Source organism: Nocardioides perillae, from assembly GCF_013409425.1.
Lineage (GTDB): Bacteria > Actinomycetota > Actinomycetes > Propionibacteriales > Nocardioidaceae > Nocardioides > Nocardioides perillae.
In genome coordinates this window covers 657,292-677,029 of sequence record NZ_JACCAC010000001.1, presented here as the reverse complement: position 1 = coordinate 677,029, position 19,738 = coordinate 657,292, and the positions used below count along the sequence as shown (strand labels likewise).

Annotated in this window: 23 protein-coding genes and 3 tRNA genes; 15 read left to right on the top strand and 11 right to left on the bottom strand. The window is 75.4% G+C overall.

All coding sequences use genetic code 11. The annotated features are described in order from the left end of the window. Window positions 1–26: 26 nt before the first annotated feature. Window positions 27–218 carry a hypothetical protein gene (locus BJ989_RS03230; protein WP_179516975.1) on the top strand — a complete coding sequence of 64 codons (192 nt, stop codon included), beginning with the start codon at window positions 27–29 and terminating at the stop codon, window positions 216–218. 208 nt (window positions 219–426) lie between these two features. Here BJ989_RS03230 and rimK read toward each other — a convergent pair whose 3' ends face one another. Beyond that, window positions 427–1,626: a 30S ribosomal protein S6--L-glutamate ligase gene (gene rimK, locus BJ989_RS03225; protein ID WP_179516974.1), complete on the bottom strand. Its 1,200-nt coding sequence runs from the start codon at window positions 1,624–1,626 to the stop codon at window positions 427–429. A 58-nt stretch (window positions 1,627–1,684) separates the two neighbouring features. Between rimK and BJ989_RS03220 the strand changes: the two genes are divergently transcribed. Both BJ989_RS03220 and BJ989_RS03215 read left to right on the top strand, forming a co-directional pair. Beyond that, entirely contained in the window at window positions 1,685–2,170 is a 486-nt protein-coding gene (locus tag BJ989_RS03220; protein ID WP_343049054.1) for an ATP-dependent zinc protease family protein, read from the top strand. Beyond that, entirely contained in the window at window positions 2,171–3,133 is a 963-nt protein-coding gene (locus BJ989_RS03215; RefSeq protein ID WP_179516972.1) for a succinylglutamate desuccinylase/aspartoacylase domain-containing protein, read from the top strand. A gap of 25 nt (window positions 3,134–3,158) precedes the next feature. Here the strand turns inward: BJ989_RS03215 and BJ989_RS03210 are convergent, their stop codons facing one another. Further along, entirely contained in the window at window positions 3,159–4,040 is an 882-nt protein-coding gene (locus BJ989_RS03210; RefSeq protein ID WP_218848700.1) for a Cof-type HAD-IIB family hydrolase, read from the bottom strand. 127 nt (window positions 4,041–4,167) lie between these two features. Here BJ989_RS03210 and BJ989_RS03205 point away from each other — a divergent pair, with 127 nt between their 5' ends. The 3 genes from BJ989_RS03205 (at window position 4,168) to BJ989_RS03195 (ending at window position 6,726) form a co-directional block, all read left to right on the top strand. After that, window positions 4,168–5,361 carry a matrixin family metalloprotease gene (locus BJ989_RS03205; protein ID WP_179516970.1) on the top strand — a complete coding sequence of 398 codons (1,194 nt, stop codon included), beginning with the start codon at window positions 4,168–4,170 and terminating at the stop codon, window positions 5,359–5,361. Between the two features lie 91 nt (window positions 5,362–5,452). Beyond that, window positions 5,453–6,373, top strand: coding sequence for a glucose 1-dehydrogenase (locus BJ989_RS03200; protein WP_179516969.1), 921 nt, complete (start codon window positions 5,453–5,455; stop codon window positions 6,371–6,373). A gap of 41 nt (window positions 6,374–6,414) precedes the next feature. Then, window positions 6,415–6,726 carry a GNAT family N-acetyltransferase gene (locus BJ989_RS03195; protein ID WP_179516968.1) on the top strand — a complete coding sequence of 104 codons (312 nt, stop codon included), beginning with the start codon at window positions 6,415–6,417 and terminating at the stop codon, window positions 6,724–6,726. Between the two features lie 24 nt (window positions 6,727–6,750). Here the strand turns inward: BJ989_RS03195 and BJ989_RS03190 are convergent, their stop codons facing one another. Further along, window positions 6,751–7,320: a DUF5872 domain-containing protein gene (locus BJ989_RS03190; RefSeq protein WP_218848698.1), complete on the bottom strand. Its 570-nt coding sequence runs from the start codon at window positions 7,318–7,320 to the stop codon at window positions 6,751–6,753. A 182-nt stretch (window positions 7,321–7,502) separates the two neighbouring features. Between BJ989_RS03190 and BJ989_RS03185 the strand changes: the two genes are divergently transcribed. Next, complete coding sequence (locus BJ989_RS03185; RefSeq protein WP_179516967.1) at window positions 7,503–7,880, top strand: STAS domain-containing protein; 378 nt, start codon at window positions 7,503–7,505, stop codon at window positions 7,878–7,880. Between the two features lie 87 nt (window positions 7,881–7,967). Here BJ989_RS03185 and BJ989_RS03180 read toward each other — a convergent pair. Next, window positions 7,968–8,040 (bottom strand) — tRNA-Arg (locus tag BJ989_RS03180). A 79-nt stretch (window positions 8,041–8,119) separates the two neighbouring features. Here BJ989_RS03180 and BJ989_RS03175 point away from each other — a divergent pair. From BJ989_RS03175 to BJ989_RS03165, 3 genes are all read left to right on the top strand, one after another. Beyond that, on the top strand, window positions 8,120–8,734 hold the full coding sequence (locus BJ989_RS03175) for a hypothetical protein (protein ID WP_179516966.1): 615 nt from the start codon (window positions 8,120–8,122) through the stop codon (window positions 8,732–8,734). A 352-nt stretch (window positions 8,735–9,086) separates the two neighbouring features. Then, window positions 9,087–10,922, top strand: coding sequence for a phosphoenolpyruvate carboxykinase (GTP) (locus BJ989_RS03170; protein WP_179516965.1), 1,836 nt, complete (start codon window positions 9,087–9,089; stop codon window positions 10,920–10,922). A 177-nt stretch (window positions 10,923–11,099) separates the two neighbouring features. Further along, window positions 11,100–12,107, top strand: a complete 1,008-nt coding sequence (locus tag BJ989_RS03165; protein WP_179516964.1) for a phospholipase D-like domain-containing protein — start codon at window positions 11,100–11,102, stop codon at window positions 12,105–12,107. 190 nt (window positions 12,108–12,297) lie between these two features. Here the strand turns inward: BJ989_RS03165 and BJ989_RS03160 are convergent, their stop codons facing one another. The 3 genes from BJ989_RS03160 to BJ989_RS03150 form a co-directional block, all read right to left on the bottom strand. Then, a complete protein-coding gene (locus BJ989_RS03160) occupies window positions 12,298–12,510 on the bottom strand; it encodes a hypothetical protein (RefSeq protein WP_179516963.1) in 213 nt (70 codons plus the stop codon). 192 nt (window positions 12,511–12,702) lie between these two features. Further along, window positions 12,703–12,796 (bottom strand) — tRNA-Ser (locus BJ989_RS03155). Between the two features lie 109 nt (window positions 12,797–12,905). After that, the gene (locus BJ989_RS03150) at window positions 12,906–13,379 is read right to left on the bottom strand and encodes a hypothetical protein (RefSeq protein ID WP_179516962.1); all 474 of its coding nucleotides are present in this window, start codon (window positions 13,377–13,379) and stop codon (window positions 12,906–12,908) included. Window positions 13,380–13,631: 252 nt separating this feature from the next. Here BJ989_RS03150 and BJ989_RS03145 point away from each other — a divergent pair. Beyond that, window positions 13,632–13,719 (top strand) — tRNA-Ser (locus BJ989_RS03145). Between the two features lie 35 nt (window positions 13,720–13,754). Here BJ989_RS03145 and BJ989_RS03140 read toward each other — a convergent pair. From BJ989_RS03140 to BJ989_RS03130, 3 genes are read right to left on the bottom strand one after another with little or no spacing between them, the layout of a single operon-like run. Continuing rightward, window positions 13,755–13,985: a biotin/lipoyl-binding carrier protein gene (locus BJ989_RS03140; protein WP_179516961.1), complete on the bottom strand. Its 231-nt coding sequence runs from the start codon at window positions 13,983–13,985 to the stop codon at window positions 13,755–13,757. 57 nt (window positions 13,986–14,042) lie between these two features. Next, window positions 14,043–15,332, bottom strand: a complete 1,290-nt coding sequence (locus BJ989_RS03135) for a hypothetical protein (protein ID WP_179516960.1) — start codon at window positions 15,330–15,332, stop codon at window positions 14,043–14,045. Between the two features lie 10 nt (window positions 15,333–15,342). Continuing rightward, on the bottom strand, window positions 15,343–16,146 hold the full coding sequence (locus BJ989_RS03130) for a nitrilase-related carbon-nitrogen hydrolase (RefSeq protein ID WP_179516959.1): 804 nt from the start codon (window positions 16,144–16,146) through the stop codon (window positions 15,343–15,345). 40 nt (window positions 16,147–16,186) lie between these two features. Here BJ989_RS03130 and mobA point away from each other — a divergent pair, with 40 nt between their 5' ends. From mobA to BJ989_RS03110, 4 genes are all read left to right on the top strand, one after another. Further along, window positions 16,187–16,828, top strand: a complete 642-nt coding sequence (gene mobA / locus BJ989_RS03125) for a molybdenum cofactor guanylyltransferase (RefSeq protein WP_343049053.1) — start codon at window positions 16,187–16,189, stop codon at window positions 16,826–16,828. Window positions 16,829–16,903: 75 nt separating this feature from the next. Next, the gene (locus BJ989_RS03120) at window positions 16,904–17,227 is read left to right on the top strand and encodes a DUF6457 domain-containing protein (RefSeq protein WP_179516958.1); all 324 of its coding nucleotides are present in this window, start codon (window positions 16,904–16,906) and stop codon (window positions 17,225–17,227) included. A gap of 33 nt (window positions 17,228–17,260) precedes the next feature. Then, window positions 17,261–18,241 (top strand): NAD(P)H-quinone oxidoreductase, encoded by a 981-nt coding sequence (locus BJ989_RS03115; protein ID WP_179516957.1) that lies wholly within the window; start codon window positions 17,261–17,263, stop codon window positions 18,239–18,241. A gap of 39 nt (window positions 18,242–18,280) precedes the next feature. Then, window positions 18,281–18,976 carry a bacterial proteasome activator family protein gene (locus tag BJ989_RS03110; protein ID WP_343049051.1) on the top strand — a complete coding sequence of 232 codons (696 nt, stop codon included), beginning with the start codon at window positions 18,281–18,283 and terminating at the stop codon, window positions 18,974–18,976. Window positions 18,977–19,105: 129 nt separating this feature from the next. Here the strand turns inward: BJ989_RS03110 and BJ989_RS03105 are convergent, their stop codons facing one another. Further along, entirely contained in the window at window positions 19,106–19,726 is a 621-nt protein-coding gene (locus BJ989_RS03105; RefSeq protein WP_179516956.1) for a hypothetical protein, read from the bottom strand. Window positions 19,727–19,738 lie beyond the last annotated feature (12 nt).

The window sequence follows — 19,738 nt, the reverse complement described above, 5'->3', positions numbered from 1 at the left end:
GCACCTCGGGTGGCACGATGCGCGGCGTGGACACCCCGCTCGAGCAGGTGCAGCGCTGGGAGGCCTCCGGCGGCCACTGGCGGCTGCTCGCCCGCGACGGCGAGCGGCTGGTCGTCGGCCTGCTCACCTGCGACGGCGGCGAGGTGGCGGGCCTGGTGGAGGCCGCCGACGCCGACCTCACGGCGTACGTCGAGGCGCGCGGCGGGCGCGACGGGTGAGGTGCGGCCTCGTCGTGCGACCCCGTCGCGCGCACGGACCCGCGCGCCCCGAGGGCAGCCCGCGCCTCACCCCCGGCAGGTGATCGTTCACCCCTCGTGGTGATGGGGCGGGCCGCCACGGGGTGTTCGACACCCCCGCCGCGTCGGATGGGTCCGATCGCAGATCCCACCCGGCGGGGTGACCGAGCGGCCGCTCGGCCGGGTCCGCTCAGCCGGCGGGGGCGTCGTGGATCGGTTCCTTGGGCAGCTTCTTCACCTTGCGCGAGCGACGGCGGCGGCTCGGGATCATCGAGCGCATCTCCTCCAGCTTGCCGAAGCACAGCAGCCGGTCGCCGGCCTCGAGCACGTGGCGGGCCGCCGGGTTCGGGATCACCGTCGTGCCCCGGTGGAGGGTCAGCACGCTGACGTCGCGCTCGCGCAGGCCCGAGTCGCCCAGCGCCTTGCCGACGAGGTCGGAGGCCTCGAGCACCACGATCTCGGCGACGCCGTAGCCGGTGGACACCGTGAGCCGCTGGCGCACGTCGATCTCGGGGAAGGCGACCTGGTTGTCGACGAAGTCGATGATCGCGCCCGCCACGTCGAGCCCCGTGGCGGTCTCGATGCCCTCGAGGCCCGGCGAGGAGTTGACCTCCATGACGAGCGGCCCGTCGTTGCCCTCGAGCATGTCGACGCCGGCGACGCGCAGACCCATGATCTGCGCCGAGCGCACCGCCGCCTTCTCGAAGTCGGGGTCGAGGTGGACGGCCTCGACCGACCCGCCGCGGTGCACGTTGGAGCGGAACTCGTCGCCCTTCGCCACCCGCCGCATGGCTGCCACGACCCGGTCGCCGACGACGAGCGCGCGGATGTCGCGACCCTTGGACTCCGACACGAAGTGCTGGATCAGCACGTTCTGCCGGGTGCTCTGCAGGGTCTCGATGATCGCCTCGGCGACCTTGATGTCGGGGGCGAGGATCACGCCGATGCCCTGGGTGCCCTCGAGCAGCTTGATGACGACCGGGGCGCCGCCGACCCGCTCGATCGCGGGGATCACGTCGGCGCGGTCGCGCACGAAGGTCGTGGCCGGCATGCCGATGCCGTGACGCGAGAGGATCTGGGTGGCGCGCAGCTTGTCGCGGGAGTTGGCGATGCCCCACGAGGTGTTGGGCGTGTAGACGTCCATCTGCTCGAACTGCCGCACCACCGCGGTGCCGAAGTAGGTCACCGAGTTGCCGATGCGCGGCAGGACCGCGTCGTAGTGCGACAGGTGCTTGCCGCGGAACTGCAGGTCGGGCTCGTCGCCGGAGAGGTCGATGCCGAAGCGCAGGGTGTTGAGCACCTTGACGTGGTGGCCCCGGTCGAGGGCGGCGGTCCGGAGGCGCTGCGTACTGTACGAGCGGGGCGCGCGGGACAGGATGGCGAGCTTCATGTCTCCCTCGGGGGCCTCGGCCCCCGCACCCACCCCCGGCGGACGGAGAGGAGCCACGGTGGCGACGACGACGCTGGCAGACCCTTCCTACACCCTCACGGGGTGGCGGGAGTGGGTCGGCCTGCCCGAGGTCGGGGTGCCGTGGGTGAAGGCGAAGATCGACACCGGCGCGCGCACCTCGGCGCTCCACGCCTTCGACGTGCAGGAGACCACCCGCGACGGCGAGCGGTGGGTCCGCTTCTCCGTCCACCCCTGGCAGGCGAGCGACGACGACGCCGTGGAGACCGAGGCACGCGTGCTCGACGAGCGGGAGGTGCGCTCGTCCTCCGGCCACACCGAGGTCCGGCTCGTGGTGCCGATGGCGCTGACGCTGGTCGGGCGCACCGTCACCGCCGAGGTGACGCTGAGCCGCCGCGACGAGATGGGCTTCCGCATGCTCGTGGGCCGCGAGGCGCTGCGGCAGGGCTACGTCGTCGACCCCTCCCGGTCGTACGCCGGTGGTCGCCCGCCGCTGGCCCTGCGTCGTCGCAACCGGGGCCGCTAGGTGGCGCGCCCGTCCTTCGAGATCGGCTCGGTGCGCGTGCGCGCGGGCCGCGAGCAAGCGCTGTCGCTGCCGATCACCCGGCTCGTCACCGGCGCCGAGGTCGACCTGCCCGTGCGGGTGCTGCACGGCCGCGAGGACGGCCCGACGGTGTGGGTCGACGCCGCGATCCACGGCGACGAGGCGGTGGGCGTCGAGGTGGTGCGGCAGGTGCTGGCCGACCTCGACCCGAAGGCGCTGCGCGGCACGCTGATCGCGCTGCCGATCGTCAACGTGCTCGGCTTCATGACGGGTGACCGCTACCTGCCGGACCGCCGCGACCTCAACCGCTCCTTCCCCGGCTCGGCGCGCGGCTCGCTCGCCGGGCGGATCGCCCACCTGGTGATGACCGAGGTGGTCGCCAAGTGCGAGGTCGGCATCGACCTGCACACCGGCTCCGACCGCCGCTCCAACCTCCCGCAGGTGCGCACCGACCTCGACGACCCGCGCTGCCGCGACCTCGCGGCCGCCTTCGCCGCCCCGGTGACGCTGCACGCACGGCTGCGCGACGGCTCGCTGCGCCACGCCGCGCGCGAGCGCGGCGCCGCCGTGCTGCTCTACGAGGGCGGCGAGGCGTGGCGGATGGACCCGTGGGCGGTCGACGCCGGCGTGCGGGGGGTGCGCCGGGTGCTGGCCGCCCTCGGCATGACCGAGCCGCTCGCCGAGGACCCCCCCACGCCCAGCCTGCGCTCGCGGCGCAGCGGCTGGGTCCGCGCGCGCGGCACGGGCATGCTCCACCTCGAGGCCGAGCTCGGCCAGCGGGTCGCCCAGGGCGACCGCCTCGGCGGGCTCTTCGACTCCTTCGGCAAGCGGGTGCGGCTCGTGCACGCCGACCGCGACGGCGTCGTCGTCGGCCGCACCGAGGCACCGCTGGTCAACTCCGGCGACGCCGTCGTGCACATCGCGGAGGTCGAGGACCAGGACTGACCTGCGGGGTGGCCGAGGAGGGTCGTCAGGCCCGTCTCGAGACCTCCCCCAGCATCGTCTCGAGCGCGACGAGCACGCCGCGCTCGAGGTTGCTCGGCGCGACCCAGCGCGCGGCGGCAAGCACCTCGGGGTGGGCGTTCGCGACGGCCACGGAGTGCTCGGCCTCGCCCACCATCTCGAGGTCGTTGAGGTAGTCGCCGAACGCCGCGGTGCGCTCGGGCCCGACGCCGAGCGTCTCCTGCAGCCGGCGCAGCGCCACCCCCTTGCTGGTCGCGGCGTCCATGACGTCGACCCAGTGGTGGCCCGAGACGACCACCTGGTGGGTCGTGCGGAAGCGCTCGAGGGCGGGAGCCGTGTGCTCGGCGACCGCGGTGGGGTCGAAGACGGCCACCTTGAGCACCTCGTCGTCGACCGCCACCAGGTCGGCCACCTGCTCCAGGCGGGCGTAGTAGCGGCCCGCCTGCTCGCGGAAGTGCGGGTCGGCGCTCTCGACGTAGGCCGACCGCTTGCCGCACACGACCACGCCGACGTCGTGACCGCCAGCGGCGTGCTCGCGCATCGCCCGCACCACCTCGTGCACCACGGCGTGGTCGAGCACCGTGGAGGAGACCTCCTCGTCGCCGCGCACGACGAAGGCGCCGTTCTCGGCGATCACGACCAGGTCGTCGCCGAGGCGGTCGAAGGTCGCCTGCAGCGTGGCGAGCTGACGGCCGCTGGCCGGCGCGAAGACGACGTCGCGGGCGCGGAGCCGCTCGAGCAGCGGCCAGAGGCCGTCCGGCACCCGGCCCTCGCCGTCGAGCAGCGTGCCGTCCATGTCGACGACGACCAGGCCCAGGTCGACGGGGCCCTCCGGCAGACGGGGCTCGGGCAGGCGCGTTCCGGTCGGGCGGGAGGTCGAGGTGCTCACGTGCCCCATCGTCCCAGCCCGCTCCACCCCGCGAGGTGGTCTCGTCCGGTTCCGCTCAGGCTGCCCCCGCGACGGCCGATCGGGACGGCGGAACCCCCCGTCCACCTCGCCCTCCCCTGGAGCCCCCGTGCCCCTGCGCGCCCGCCGGACCACCCGGCTCGCGACCACCGCCACCCTCATCGCCGCCCTCCTCACGACCACGGCGCACGCCGGACCCGCGGCGGCCGCGGAGCCGGACCACCTGCCCGCGACCGTGGACCTGACCTCGCCCGCGACGAGCCTCGTCCGGGTCGGGCAGGGCCTGGCCGTGACCGGCACGGTGGCCGGCGCGGTCGCCGGCGTCGGGGAGGACCGGCGCGTGCGGCTGCACCTGCGCACGCCGAACGGCCTGCTGCCGATGGGCCCGGCCGTCACGACCGCGGACGACGGGAGCTTCCGGCTGCCGGTGCCGACGTGGTGGGCGTGGCGCGGCACCCTCGTGACGACGGTGGAGCGTCGTGAGGCGGTGCTGCCGCTCGGCCTGCTCGGCGCCCTCGTCGGCGTCGTGCTCGACGCCGTGACGACTGCGCTCGCCTCACCCGTCGAGGTCACGCTCGGCTGGAGCGGCGCCGGGTCGCCGACGGCGTGGCGCCCGCTGCTGCGCGGCTTCCGCTACGACCCCTGCTCGCCGCTCACCTACCGCGTGAACCCGACCGGCGCGCCCGCCGGCGGCGTGCGGGCGGTGCACGGCACGTTCCGCCGGATCGCCGAGGCGTCGGGCCTGCGCTTCCGCTACGCCGGGCGGACCACCGCCATCCCGTTCAACGACGTGCGCCGCGCGCGCTACGCCCCGCGCACCAGCCTGACCATCGCCTGGGCCACGCCGCGCCAGGTGCGCCGGCTCGCGGGCGGCGTCGTCGGCATCGGAGGCTCGGGCGGCCGGATGACCTCCGACGGCTCGGTCGGCGTCTTCGACCGCGGCGGCGTGGTGCTCGACCGCACCTTCCGCGCGCCGGCGCGCTTCGGCCCCGGCCAGACCCTCGGCACCCTGCTGCTGCACGAGGTCGGCCACGCCGTCGGGCTCGGCCACGTCGGCGACGCCCGCCAGGTGATGTACCCCTCCCTGCGTCCCGACGCCCTCGGGCGCTGGGGTGCGGGCGACCTTGCCGGGCTGCGCCGCGTCGGCGCCGGCCAGGGCTGCGCCAGCCTGACGGCCGCCACCCGCGTCGCGGGCCGCACCGTCGCGGGCGGCGCGCCCGAGGTGGTGCGCTTCGCCCCCGACCCGCACGCCTACGCGCTGGGCGGCACCGACGCAGCGGCCGGGGCGCACCCCCACGGGTGAGAGCGCGCGTCCGGGCAAGGCCGGCGCCGGTGACGGGCCTCGGCCCGGGGTACGGGGCGGGGTCCCGACCGCGACCAGCAGGAGCACCGACGTGTCCGAGCACGAGCCGCACGAGCCCGCGACGACCGACCCGCAGCGCCAGCACGGGCAGCCCGACACGGAGGGCGAGCAGCTGCCCGCGCCGGGGTCGCCGGGCTCGGTGACCGAGCGGTTGGGCGACGAGCCCGACCACGGCGAGGAGTCCTACCGCGGCACCGGCAAGCTGGCCGACCGGGTCGCTCTCATCACTGGTGGCGACTCCGGCATCGGGCGCGCGGTCGCGCTCGCCTTCGCCCGGGAGGGCGCCGACGTGGCGATCACCTTCCTGCCGGAGGAGGAGGACGACGCCCGGCGTACGGCGGAGCTCGTCGAGGCGGCCGGCCGGCGAGCGCTGGTCGTGCCCGGTGACCTCACCTCCGAGGACTTCTGCCGCGAGCTCGTGCGCCGCACCGTCGACGAGCTGGGCGGGCTCGACGTGCTGGTCAACAACGCGGCCTACCAGATGGCGCAGCCCGGCGGCCTGGCCGACATCACTACCGAGCAGCTCGACCGGGTGCTGAAGACCAACGTCTACGCAATGTTCTGGCTGAGCCGCGAGGCCCTCCCCCACCTGCCGCGCGGCGGGTCGATCATCAACACCACCTCGGTGCAGGCGAGCTCGCCCTCGCCCGAGCTGCTCGACTACGCCACCACGAAGGCGGCGATCGTGAACTTCACCCGCGGCCTGGCGCAGTCGGTCGCGGCCGACGGCATCCGCGTCAACGCGGTCGCTCCGGGTCCGATCTGGACGCCGCTGATCCCGGCGACGATGCCCGAGGAGAAGGTCGAGGGCTTCGGCAGCCAGGTGCCGCTGGGACGCGCCGGGCAGCCGGCAGAGGTCGCCACCGCGTTCGTCTTCCTCGCCTCGGCCGAGTCCAGCTACGTCACCGGCGAGGTCATCGCGGTCACCGGCGGCAGCCCGGTGCACACCTGAGGCCCGCGCCGCAGCCGGCCGCCGCGGGGTAGGTTGCGGTCGTGGCCCAGGTCGAGACGCAGCACAACGCCGCCGAGCACCGCTTCGAGGCGTGGATCGACGGCGAGCTGGCCGGTTTCGCGGAGTACCAGCTGACCGACCAGCTCTACGTCTTCACCCACACCGAGGTGCCGGCGCGCTTCGAGGGCCACGGGGTCGGCTCGGCCCTGGCCCGCACCGGGCTCGACACGGTGCGCACCGAGGGGACACGGCGGGTGCTCGCGATCTGCCCGTTCATCAAGGGCTGGATCGACCGGCACCCCGACTACCGCGACCTGCTGTACGGCGCGCCCCGCTCGACCGCGCGCGACTGACGGGGTCCTGCCCGGCGGGGCGGGTCAGCCCGCCCGGCGCCGGGCACGCGCGACCGCGTCGAGCACCGTCTTGCGCCCGTCGTGGTCGCGCTCGTGCCGCTCGACCGCGGCGAGCCCGTCGGCGTCGAGGTCGCGCACCCGCTTCGCCACGTCCTTCGCGGTGAGCTCGTCGTAGTCCCGGATGGGCACGTGCGCGCGCTTGCGGGCGCTCTTGGCGCCGTCGGTGTTGTCGACGAACTGCTCGCCCTCCTTCGACCCCTCGCGCTTGGCCTTCTCGGTCCTCCGCTTCTCGGCGGGGCTGAGCTCGTCCCACGCCTTCTTCGGCAGGTAGCGCTTGGTCTCGTCCCCGTCGCGGGCGCGAGCCGAGCCGTCCTGGGTCTGCCAGTCCTCCTCGGTCCACCGCTCGAGGTCCTTCGCCCCCTCCGACTTCTCCCCGCGGTAGCCGCCGCCGCGCCGCTCGTACTCCTGGACGAGCAGCTGCGACTTGCGCGCGGACCACTGCCCGGGCCGGCCGCCCTTGTCGGAGGCCTGGATCTCCTCCTTCACCCGCTGGCGCATCTCCGGGTCGGTGTACTGCTGCTCCTTCTTGCCCACGCGAGGCAGGTACCCCGCGTGGCCGGCCTGCCCGCACCTTGAGCCGACGTTGCGGGGAGGAGAGGTCAGAACTGCTGCCACCCACCGGGGTGGCCTGAGGTCGGCCCGGCAGGCTGGAGCCAGTAGGCGACCGCCGTCTGCCGCGGACTCGGCTGCGGGCCCGCACCCAGCGGAGGTGCCGCATGCCGTCCCGCCCTGCCTACCCCGACCTCGGCCACGTCGGCGAGCTCCGCCCGGTCCACGCCCACGGCGCGACCTGCTACGTGCTGCCGCTGCGCGGAGACCTCGACATGTCGAGCGCCGCGCTCCTGGAGTCGGCGCTGCAGCGCAGCGTCGAGCCGTGGAGCACGCTCGTCCTCGACCTCGGTGCGGTGGGCCTGCTGGACTCGTCGGCCCTCGGGGTGCTCATCCGGGCCTTCAAGCGCATGCGTGCCGCCGGCGGCCGCCTCGAGCTGGCCTCCGCCGGCGCCTCCGTGCTGACGGTGCTCCGCCTGACCAACACGCTCACGCTGCTCGGCGGCGACCGACCGCTCGACGCGGTCCTGGTCGAGGCCACCTGACCACCCGCGACGGGGTCGTGGTCGAGGAGCGCCAGGAAAGAGCAGAAGCCGCAGGTCATCGGGGGAGTAGACCAGCGGCTTCTGCAGCGCGCCTGTAGGGATTCGAACCCCAAACCTTCTGATCCGTAGTCAGATGCTCTATCCGTTGAGCTACAGGCGCCCGTCCGTGAGGACCCGACGAGCATAGCGGGGAGGTCAGCCCGCGTGAAATCGGGGCCGGCGCGCGGCAGGATCGAGCGGTGCCCCCACGCCGTGTGCCGCTGCTCGCCGCCGTCGCGGTCGCGACGGCGCTGCTCGCCGGGTGCACCGGGGGCGCCGGCGCGCCCACCTCCGAGCGGCCCGACCGGCCCTCCGCGCTGCCGGGCACGCCGGTGGCGACGGCGGACGCCGGGCGGCCGACCGACGACGCGGGCGCCCTCGGTTCCGCCCGCCCCGAGCTCACCGACGACGTCGAGGCCGCCGTGGGGGTCGGCCGCGAGGTCTTCGTGCGGCCCTCGTGCACGCCCGACGCCGGCGGGCAGCGGCTGTGCTGGAACGAGTCGGCGCTGCCCTACCAGCTCGACCCCGGGGCCCGGCCGCTCACGCTGACCGCCGCCCGCACCGACCTCGACACGGTCGCCGACGCGTGGTTCGTCGAGGTCGAGGTGGCCCCGGCCGACGCGGTCGCGGAGGCCCTCGACGCCGCGCGCGCCCGCGACAGCCGGCTGGCGCTGACGACGACGGGCGGCGACCTGGTCGCGCTGCTGCCCGGCGAGGCCGACCTCCGGGGCACCTCGCTGCGGCTGAGCGGGCTCGACAAGCCCGCGGCGTACGACCTGGTGCAGCGCCTCGTCGACCTCGCGGCCACCCGCTGACGACCGGCGCCGCCTCAGCCGCGCGCACGGCCCGGATCGCTGCCAGGACACGCTCCCTGCGACCTGGGTCACACCTGTGAACGATCCAATAGGTGCCCCCGGGGGCAGGGCGTACCCTCGCGACACCGGGTCCCCGGTCGTCGCAGAGAGCAGGTCCTGGAGCTCCCGGGGCCAGGGTCCCTGGGGCGACCTGTCACCCGGCGACAAACGCCGGGCGGCGACGGAGCCGGCCGGCCACACACACGACTCCACGACAGCTCCGTCGATACGCTCGACGGCCGGAGGCGGGCACGGCCGTCCTCTCCGACGGCTCGCTCCCACCTCCGCGAACGCGCGAGAGGGACCCCCAGGCATGACCGCCCAGACCAAGGCACAGCCGCAGGCGCCGACCACCCACCAGGGCATCCTGGCGTGGGTCACCGAGGTCGCCGAGCTGACGCAGCCGGACCGCATCCACTGGTGCACCGGTGACGACGCCGAGTGGAAGGAGCTGACGGACGCCCTGGTGGCGACCGGCACCTTCACCCGGCTCAACCCGGAGATCAAGCCGAACTCCTTCCACGCCGCGAGCGACCCGATCGACGTCGCGCGGGTCGAGGACCGGACCTACATCTGCAGCGTCGACGAGAAGGACGCCGGGCCCACCAACAACTGGATGGACCCCGACGAGATGAAGGACCTCATGCGCGGGCTCTACGCCGGCTGCATGAAGGGCCGCACGATGTACGTCATCCCCTTCGTCATGGGCCACCTCGAGGCCGAGAAGCCGATGTTCGGCGTCGAGATCACCGACTCGGCCTACGTCACCGTCTCGATGCGCGTCATGGCCCGCATGGGCACCCACGTGCTCCGCCGCATGGAGGAGCTCGACGCCGCCGGCCAGGACGTCGCCTGGGTGCCCGCGCTGCACTCGGTCGGCATGCCGCTCGAGGAGGGCCAGGCCGACGTCGCCTGGCCGTGCAACGACACGAAGTACATCGTGCACTTCCCCGAGGAGCGCGCGATCTGGTCCTTCGGCTCCGGCTACGGCGGCAACGCGCTGCTGGGCAAGAAGTGCTACGCGCTGCGCATCGCCTCGGTGATGGCCCGCGACGAGGGCTGGCTCGCCGAGCACATGCTGATCCTCAAGCTCACCTCGCCCGAGGGCGTCGTGAAGTACATCGCCGCGGCCTTCCCCAGCGCCTGCGGCAAGACCAACCTGGCGATGCTCGAGCCGACCATCCCGGGCTGGAAGGTCGAGACCCTCGGCGACGACATCGCCTGGATGCGCGTCGGCGAGGACGGCCGGCTGTGGGCGGTCAACCCCGAGTACGGCTTCTTCGGCGTCGCCCCGGGCACCAACTACCACACCAACCCCAACGCGATGCGCACCATCGAGAAGGGCAACTCGGTCTTCACCAACGTCGCCCTCACCGAGGACGGCGACGTGTGGTGGGAGGGCCTCGAGAACCCGCCCGCCCGCGCCACCTCGTGGAAGGGGGAGCCGTGGACGCCCGAGTCCGACGAGCTCTCCAGTCACGCCAACAGCCGCTACTGCACCCCGATCAAGCAGTGCGACATCCTCGCCGACGAGTACGACGACCCGCGCGGCGTGCCGATCGACGCCATCCTCTTCGGTGGTCGCCGCAAGACCACCGTGCCGCTGGTCTTCGAGGCCCGTGACTGGACCCACGGCACGTTCCTCGGCGCGACGCTCTCCTCGGAGACCACCGCCGCCGCGATCGGCGCGGTCGGTGTGGTGCGCCGCGACCCGATGGCGATGCTGCCCTTCATCGGCTACAACGCCGGCGACTACTTCGACCACTGGATCACCGTCGGCAAGGACAACGACGCCGCCAAGCTGCCGAAGATCTTCTACGTCAACTGGTTCCGCCGCGACGAGGACGGCGGCTTCCTGTGGCCGGGCTTCGGCGAGAACAGCCGCGTGCTGAAGTGGGTCGTCGAGCGCATCGACGGTCAGGCCGCCGCGGTCGAGACCCCCATCGGCCACGTGCCGACCCCGGAGTCGCTCGACACCGAGGGCCTCGACATGACCGAGGAGGAGCTGCGCGCCGCCCTCGCGGTCGACCCCGAGGAGTGGCGAGCCGAGCTGCCGCAGATCCAGGAGTGGTTCGAGAAGTTCGGCGAGCAGCTGCCCGCCGTGCTGTGGACCGAGCTCGATGGGCTCCGCGCGCGCCTCGACGCCTGACGCACCCGGCACGACCCAGCACGACCCAGCACGACCCAGCACGACCCAGCACGATGGCGAGGGCCCCGCTGCCGCCCGGCAGCGGGGCTCTCGTGCGTGCCCGGCCGCCGAGGGCCGGCGTGCCATGATGCGCCCGGGTGGCGGGCCCGCAGCGGGGCCCGGCCGGAGGAGGGTGCGGTGCAGTTCGGGCCGGAGGAGCGACGGCTCCTCGACGGTGACGCCTCGGCGCTCTACGAGGACGTGCTGCGCTCCGGCGGGCTGCGCGTCGACGACCCCCGCGTGGTCGACGGCGGCCCCGACCGGCCCGCGCTCGACCTGCTGGTGCGCCTCGGGCTGCTGAGCAACGACGCCGCCCGCGAGACCTGGACCGCCGTCGACCCCTCCACCGTCTCGGCCCGCGTGGTGGCCCCGATGGGCCAGGAGGGTGCCGAGCTGCTCGTCGAGTCGGCTCAGTGGGCCAAGTCGTTCGGGGCCCTCGGGCAGACGTGGCGGCGTACGCCCCAGCCGGCGCAGGGACCCTTCACCGAGGTCCGGGGCGAGGCGATCAACCCCTACATCGCCGGCGTCGTCGCCGACGCCGAGGAGGAGCTGCTCACCGCGCAGCCGCAGACCGGGCGCGACCGGCCGACGCTCGAGCTGGCCGCCGAGCGCGACACCGCGGCGCTCGACCGCGGCGTGCGGATGCGCACGCTCTACCAGCACGCCGCGCGGCGCAGCTCGATCACGCACGCCTACGTCGCCGCCGTCAGCGCGCGCGGCGCGGAGGTGCGCACCCTCGACGAGTTCTTCAACCGCCTCATCGTCGTCGACCGGCAGGTGGCGGTGATCCCGGGCCACCTCGGACTGAGCTCCGCGCTCGTGATCCGGGAGCCCTCGGTCGTCGCCTACCTCGTCGACCTCTTCGAGCGCACCTGGGAGCGCGCTCGCCCCTTCACGCAGAAGGACACCTCGCTGATGAAGGACATCGCCGCCGAGCAGCGCGCGATGACCATCCGGATGCTGATCGAGGGCTACGCCGACCCTGCCAGCGCCAAGCGCCTCGGGGTCAGCCCGCGCACCTACGCAGGCTACGTCGCGGACCTCAAGGAGGAATACGACGCGCAGACGCGCTTCCAGCTCGGCTACGCGATGGGGCGCCAGGGGGTCTCCGGCCAGGAGGACGCGCCCGAGGACGACCCGACCTGAACCGGTCCGCGGCCGCGCGCGGGCACAGGAGGTGACACGAGGGCAGTGCCCCCGCCCGAGCGGGGAGCACTGCCCTCGTGCATGAGACGGGCCGGGGGGACGGCACCGGGATCCAGCGATGTGGGGGTTGGCTGGATCCCCGTCTCACGTGCGGGTCGCGACCCGGTGACCGGGTCGCGGGTGGGTCGGCCTAGTAGTAGTCGGAGCGGGCGGCCACGCGGTAGCCACCCCAGCTCGTGTCGGCCTTCGCCTGCGTAGCCTTGCCGCTCTCGCTGGTGAGGTAGCCACCCCAGCTCGTGTCGGACTTGGCCTGGGCGGTGGTGGCGGCGCCGGCTCCGAGGAGGCCGGCGGCCAGCGCGGCGGCGGCGACGGTGGTCGCGATGCGGCGCAGGTGCTTCGTCATGGGTGCTCCATCCCTCCGAGGCCCGTACGGGTGCGGGCCTCGCCGACACCCATCCTCCGTCACGGCGGCGCTCCGTGCACCCCGGACGCTGCCTCATGTTTCTGCACTGCAGGAACGTGCAACTCGTGCCCGACGGTGCGGACCAGGGCACAGGCCGGCTCGGCGGCCCCGGAGGGCCGCCGAGCGGCGCACTGGCGGAGGCGGAGGGATTTGAACCCTCGATGGGGTTGTAGCCCCAAACCCGCTTAGCAGGCGGGCGCCATAGACCGGACTAGGCGACGCCTCCCGACAGCCCGGTCAGGCTACAAGGCCGCGCCCCCGGCTGCCGAATCAGGTCCGGCGCGTCCGCTGCGCGGGTCGAATCCCGAGTCGGTGAGCCGTCGCCGCGGGCCGGCTCAGCGGCGCGAGCCGCGGGCCGCCTTGAGGCGCGCCCGCACGTCGCGCACCACGTCGTCGCGGTCGGCCGCGAGCACCGCGACCGGCACCGTCGTCGAGCGCCCGTCGCGCAGCCGCAGCACGATGCAGTCGGCGTCGGCGACGCGCGCGGTGACGGCGTCCTCGACTTCGCTCCACCGGGCGCGCGTGGCCCCGGCGCCGCGCACCAGGCGCACGACGTAGCCCTCCGGCGTCAGCCGGAGCACCGACACCGACCGGGTCGCGGCGGCCGCGAGGGCGGCCACGACCAGCAGCCCCCCGGCCGCGACGACCAGCACGACCGCGGTGTGCCAGTCGAGCAGCGCGACCACGAGGGTGGTGAGGAAGACCAGCAGGCCGACCGCGGCGACCGCGGCGCCGAAGAGGCGCGCGACCAGGGTCGGGGCCGGGCGGTAGTCGGTGGTGCCGGAGCTGCTCTCGGGTGTGCGTGCCACTCCCTGATCATCCCTCGCCGCGCGAGCGGTCACCACCGCGCGCCGGCATCGCACGTCCCTGCCGTGGTCGGGGTCACAGCGCGACCCTCCCCGCCGGCCCACCGCTGCCACGGCTGCGTCGTGCGGAAGCGGTGCGGTGGCGAGCGGAGCGCATGACGCAGCAGCGGGGCGGGAGCGATGGGGCGGGCGCGCCGTACACTCGGGCGGCGTCGGCTCCCACGGCCCCCGGTCGCCCGGGCGCCGAGCCGGCACGGAGGGGTGCCGGAGTGGCCGATCGGAACCGCCTTGAAAGCGGTCGTGGGGAGACCCACCGCGGGTTCGAATCCCGCCCCCTCTGCCACCGGCGCGGCCCGCAGGGGCCCTGCGGACCCGGCCTCAGGGGCCCAGCGTCACCAGCACGTCGCCCTCCTGGACGACGTCGCCCGGCGAGACCTTGACGGCCAGCACGGTGCCGGGCGCCTCGGCGAGCACCGGGATCTCCATCTTCATCGACTCGAGCAGCACCACGGTGTCGCCCGCGGCGACCCGGTCGCCGACCGCGACGCCGACGGTCACGACGCCGGCCACCATCTCCGCGACGACGTCCTGCTGCTGGGTGCGCGCCATGCTGGCGAACCTAGTCGTTACCGCGGGGTACGCCGAGCCGGGACGCCGCCGGCCACCTCACTGCAGCGCGCGGGTGCGACGGGGCTCGGGACGCAGCGCGCCGCGCTCCTCCTCGCGGCGGGCGCGGCTGCCGCGCGGGCCGCCGACGGCGAGGTCGACGCGGATCAGCAGGTAGCCGAGCACCGCACCGAGGGCGACGGAGTAGAGCAGGCTCAGCCCGTCCTCGAGCAGGGTCGTGCCCGGGAAGACCAGCGTCTGCGCGGTGCGGGCCGTGGCGGCGACGCCGAAGGCCGTGACCCACCAGCCCTGGCGGCGGCGGGCGCGCAGGTGCGTGCCCCACACCAGCGCGGGCACGCCGAGCAGCGTCGGCAGTGCCTTGGGCGCGGCGCCGGCGTTCTCACGCAGCCAGCGCACCGCGTCGAGGGCGGCCTCGACGAGACCCGGGGTGCCGTAGCGGCGCAGCAGCTCGGCGTAGGTCACGACGAGCGCGAGCACCGCCGTGCCGACGAGCACGACCAGGAGGCCGCGGCGGCCCAGCCCGTGCAGACCGGCCCCGAGGCGCCACACCAGCGCGACCGTGCCGAGCACGGCGGCGGCGAGGGTGACGTACTCGAAGCGGACCAGGTCGACCTGCGGCCGGAAGCCGACCACCGCGAAGGCGCCCACCGCGGCCAGGGCTGTGGCGACCAGCGCCTCCCGCACGGCCGTGGCGTAGCGGCGCGCGGGCACGGTCGCGGTCACGGCCAGCACCGCCGCGACGACGCAGGTCAGCACCGCGGCGCCGGTGCGCAGGACGGGTGCGTCGAGGACGAGGGTCACCACCCCCATCGCCAGCGCGAGCGCGCCGAAGACGTAGGGCCGGCCGCCGGTGCGGGCCGCCAGGCCCCAGGTGTAGGCCGTCGCGACGGCCACGGCGCCGACGCCTCCGGTCAGGTCGGCGGCGCCGTCGGGCACCAGCCCGGCGGTCGTCGCCAGGAGGGCGGCGAGGCCGCCCACCACCAGCACCCACCAGCCGGCCATCGGCAGCCGCGAGGCGGTCAGGCGCGCGAGCAGCACCTCGCCGCGCGACGGGATGAGCGAGGCGGGCTCGTCGTCGTGCTCGTCCCGCGCGGGTGGGGGCGCGGGCGCCTCCCGCCGGGTGGTCGAGGCGACGGCGGGCCCGTCTGCTCGGGTGGTCGGGGAGGACCGGAGGCCCGTCTCGACACCGCCCCCGGAGGGCCGCTCGTCGGTCGCCGGCGGCGCGGGAGCACTCGGTCCGGCAGGCACGGCGCCGGCCCGCGCGTGCCCCCGCAGCCGCGCGAGGCGCGACGGTCGGGGGGCGGCACGGCGGCCGGCAGGGCGGGACACGGCGGTGAGGCTACAGTCGCCGGTTCGCCAGCGACGGGTTGGTCGACCGGGCCTCGTCGAGCACCTCGCGGCGCAGCGTGGCGCTCACCGTCTCCTCGCCGTCACCGGCCTCGACGAGCACCTCGCCCCACGGGTCGACGGCCAGCGAGTGGCCGGTGTAGCGCGGCGCCGGCTGGCCGCACGCCACGACGTACGCCGTGTCCTCGATGGCCCGCGCCCGCGCCAGGGTGCGCCAGTGGTCGAGCTTGCGAGGACCGGCGAGCCACGCGGCCGGGACGACGAGCACCTCGGCGCCGGCGGCGACGAGGGCCCGGCCGAGCTCGGGGAAGCGCAGGTCGTAGCAGGTCATCAGGCCCACCTGCCAGCCGGCGACGTCGACGACGACGGGCTCGAGCGGGCCGGGGCTGAGGCGGTCGGACTCGCGGTGGCCGAAGGAGTCGTAGAGGTGGATCTTGCGGTAGGACGCCTCGACCGCGCCGCGCACCGCGAGCGTGTTGAAGGGCCGCGCCGGGTCGTCGCTGGTCTCGAACATGCCGGCCACCACGGTGGTGCCCGCCGCCTCGGCGGCTCCGGCGAGCGCGGTCGCGAAGGGGCCGTCGAGCGGCTCGGCGTGGGGCGCGACGTCGCTGCCGACCGGGCCGAAGTCGCGCGCGAACGCCTCGGGCAGCACCGTCAGGTCGGCGCCCGGGGGCACCAGCGCGCCGAGGCGGGCGCGGTTCGCCTCCCGCTCCAGCGCGGCGGCGGCCTGCACGAGGGTGACGGTGAGGGTCTCCGGGCGGGTGCCGGCGCTGTCGGGGCGGTCGGGTGCGCTCACCGGACCAGGGTGCCACCCGCGTGCTGCCACACTCGCGGGCGTGGGTGGCGCAGCAGGGGAAGGAACAGTGGGCGGCGGCGCGGGGGGCGGCGCGGGCGACGGCGCGCGGGGCTTCTGCGTCGTCGTGCTCGCCGGCGGCACCGGCGCCCGCCTGGGCGGGGCGGACAAGGGCGCGGTCGAGGTCGGCGGCCGCACCCTGCTCGAGCACGCCCTCGCGGCCTGCGCCGACGCCGACGAGGTCGTGGTGGTCGGGCCGACGGTGCCCACGACGCGGCCGGTGACCTTCACGGTGGAGGAGCCGGCGCGCGGCGGTCCCGTGGCCGGGCTGCTCGCGGGCCGCGACGCGCTGGCGCGACGACCCCGCCTGCTCGGCGTGCTGGCCGTCGACATGCCGCGCGTCGGGGCGCACACCTTCGCCCGGCTGCGAGCCGCGGCGACGGGCCGCGACGGTGCGTTCCTGCACGAGCCCGGGCCCACGCCGGGCGAGCCCGGCCGCCGGCAGCTCGCCGGCGTCGTCGACCTCGTCCGCCTCGACGCCGTCGCCCCGCCCCGTGAGGAGCGCCACGGCGCCGCGCTCCACCGCCTCCTCGCGCCCCTCGACCTCGCCGCCGTCACCGCCGAGCGCGACGAGGCCGTCGACGTGGACACCTGGGCCGACCTGCGCGGCCTGCGGGCCGACTGACCACCGTCGGGCACGGCGTACGACGCGCGGCGCGGACCCTTGCGGCGGCGCGGGGGGCGGGGTCACAGTGACCGGGTGAACCTGCACGACTGGATCGACGAGCTGTCCGACGTGCTCGACGTCGACGCGGAGGTCGACGAGGGCCTCGTCGCCGACCTGGTCGACGCCGCGAGTCGCACCGTGCACCCGGGCGCCGGGCCCGTGACCGCCTTCCTGCTCGGCCGGGCGGCGGGGTGCGCCGACGCCGGCCCCGAGGAGCTCGAGCGGCTGGCCGGGCGGGCCCAGGCGCTGGCCGACGGGTGGGACCGGCCGGCGAGCGCGCCCGACCCGGACGACGTCGACCTCGAGGTGCCCGACGACAGCACGGTCGACCACAGCAGCGACGAGTTCGTGCGCTGAGCGCGGCCCCGCCCGGTGCCTAGGGTGGGGACCATGCGCGCCGTCACCGCTCCCGAGCCCGGAGGCCCCGAGGCCCTCACCGTCGTCGACCTGCCCGACCCCGTGGCCGGGCCCGGCGAGGTCGTGCTCGACGTCGCCGCCACGGCGGTGAACCGTGCGGACACGCTGCAGCGGCAGGGGTTCTACCCGCCGCCGCCCGGCGCGAGCGACGTGCTCGGCCTGGAGTGCAGCGGCACCGTCAGCGCCGTCGGCGAGGGCGTCACCGGCTGGTCGGTCGGCGACGAGGCGTGCGCGCTGCTGGCGGGCGGGGGCTACGCCGAGCAGGTCGCCGTGCCCGCCGGGCAGCTGATGCCGCTGCCGGGCGGCGTCGACCTGGTCACGAGCGGCGCCCTGCCGGAGGTCGCGTGCACGGTGTGGAGCAACGTCTTCATGGTGGCGGGCCTGCAGCCCGGCGAGCAGCTGCTGGTCCACGGCGGCGCGGGCGGCATCGGCACCTTCGCCATCCAGCTGGCCTCCGCGCTGGGCGCCCGGGTCTTCACCACCGCCGGGTCGCCGGAGAAGCTGCGGGTCTGCGCCGAGCTCGGGGCGGACGTGACGATCGACTACCGCGAGGAGGACTTCGTCGAGGTGCTCCGCACCCACGGCGACGGCCACGGTGCCGACGTCGTGCTCGACAACATGGGGGCGAAGTACCTCGACCGCAACGTCCGCGCGCTCGCCACCGAGGGCCGCCTCGTCATCATCGGGATGCAGGGCGGCGTGAAGGGCGAGCTCGACATCGCCCGGCTCCTCGGCAAGCGCGGCGCGGTCATCGCGACCTCCCTGCGCTCGCGACCCGCCGCGGACAAGGCGGCGATCTGCGCGGCCGTCGTCGAGCACGTGTGGCCGCTGGTCGCCGACGGCCAGGTGCGCCCCGTCGTCCACGACGTGCTGCCGCTCGAGCGTGCCGCCGACGCCCACCGGCTGATGGAGGAGTCGGGCCACGTCGGGAAGATCGTGCTCACCACCCGCTAGGGCCCGGCGGCTGAGCCCCCGCTGTCTAGGGTGGGAGGCATGACGCAGACCCCCGCAGACCGCAGCGGCCACGCGCCCCAGGGAGGGCAGCCGGGCCAGTCAGGGCAGCCAGGCCAGGCGGGGCAGCCAGGCCAGGCGGGTGCGTCGGGCGAGGAGCACGTCGTGGTGGTCGGCCCCGACGGCCAGCCGGTCGGCGCCGTGCCCGTCAGCGCCCTGCAGGGCATGGGCCTCGAGGGCGTCGACGCGGGGCGCGACCTCGAGCAGGAGGACGAGCGCAACCTCACCGACCTCGTGGAGCAGCCCGCCAAGGTCATGCGCATCGGCTCCATGGTCAAGCAGCTGCTCGAGGAGGTGAAGGCCGCGCCCCTCGACGAGGCCAGCCGCGCCCGCCTCGCCGACATCCACGCCTCGTCGGTCAAGGAGCTCGAGGCCGGGCTCGCCCCCGAGCTGGTCGAGGAGCTGCGGCGCCTCTCGCTGCCCTTCGCCGAGGGCACCACGCCGTCGGAGTCGGAGCTGCGGATCGCCCAGGCGCAGCTCGTCGGCTGGCTCGAGGGGCTCTTCCACGGCATCCAGACCGCGATCTACGCCCAGCAGATGGCCGCCCGCGCCCAGCTCGAGCAGGCGCGGCGCGCCCTGCCGGCCGGCCGCCCGCAGCCGGGTGGGCCGGGTGGCCCGGGTGCGCCGGGCCCCGAGGGTCCGGGCTCCCCGTCCGGGTCCGGCGGGATGTATCTCTGACGGCCCGCTCCTGACCCGCGCGCACGCGTCCTGTGGCCCAAGTCCTGCACTTGTGGGCCGAGTTCTCGGGCCACAAGTGCAGGAGTCACCGGCTGACCGGGGACTCCGACGGCCCCCGGCAGCGGGGGGTCAGCGCGCCCGGCGGCGGACGACCAGCAGGCCGAGGAGGCCGACGAGCGCGAGGGCGGCGCCGGGGGCCGCGGTGCGGCCGAAGTCGGGCGGCGGGGAGTCGTCGACGGTGGTCGCGACGGGGTCGGCAGGCTCGCTCGGCTCGACGCCGACGGCCCGGCCCTCGCCCAGCTCGCCGGTCACCCGGGTGAGGAGCGCCTCGCTCGCCGGGGCGGTGCCGAGCCGGGCGTCGGTGGACAGGTCGGCGCCCTGCGCGGTGGCCAACAGCACGTAGCGGCGCCCCTGCGTCAGCGCGAGGCCGCAGGTGCGCGAGGCGGCGGGCGCGGTCACCTCGACCACCTCGCGCGTCGAGCCACGCCACACCCGGTCGACCTCGAGGGTGTACGTCGCCTCGGCCTGGCGGGGACGGTCGGTGCGGGCCCGCACCACGTCGGTGACCGTGCCGGCGAGCACGACGTCGGCGTCGGCGAGCTGCTGCGCGAGACCGCCCGCGGTGGGGCAGCCGCGCGGGGCGGCCGCCGCCGGCGCGGCGAGCGGGAGCCCGGCCACGGGCGAGGCGGCGAGCAGGGCGGCGGCGAGCAGGGTGGTCTGGCGCCGGGCGGGCCGAGGGGTCGCGGGCATCGGCGGTCGGTC